This window comes from Paraburkholderia sp. SIMBA_053, from assembly GCF_046534895.1.
GTDB classification, from domain to species: domain Bacteria; phylum Pseudomonadota; class Gammaproteobacteria; order Burkholderiales; family Burkholderiaceae; genus Paraburkholderia; species Paraburkholderia caledonica.
The window spans coordinates 1-238 of record NZ_JAWRXU010001633.1 but is presented as its reverse complement, the minus strand read 5'-3'; the positions used below and the strand labels follow the sequence as shown (position 1 = coordinate 238).

At 71.0% G+C, this 238-nt stretch carries 1 pseudogene; it reads right to left on the bottom strand.

The annotated features are described in order from the left end of the window. A pseudogene (locus tag SB753_RS41095) lies at positions 1 to 238 on the bottom strand (malate synthase A); the annotation flags it as partial.

Sequence of the window (238 nt, the reverse complement as noted above, 5' to 3'; positions counted from 1 at the left end):
ACCGGCCCGGTGATTTCCACGCGGCGGCATTGCAGGTCGCGCGGCAGCGGCGCGATGGTCCAGTCGCCTTCGCGCACGCTCTTCGTCTCGGCGAGGAAGTCGGGGCGCTCGCCAGCGTCGAGGCGCTTGGTCCGTTCGGCGCGTGCCTGCAGCAACTGCTGACGGCGCGGCTCGAACGTGCGATGCAGCGCGGCGACGAGCTCGAGCGCCTCGCGCGTGAGAATCGCTTCATAGCCGG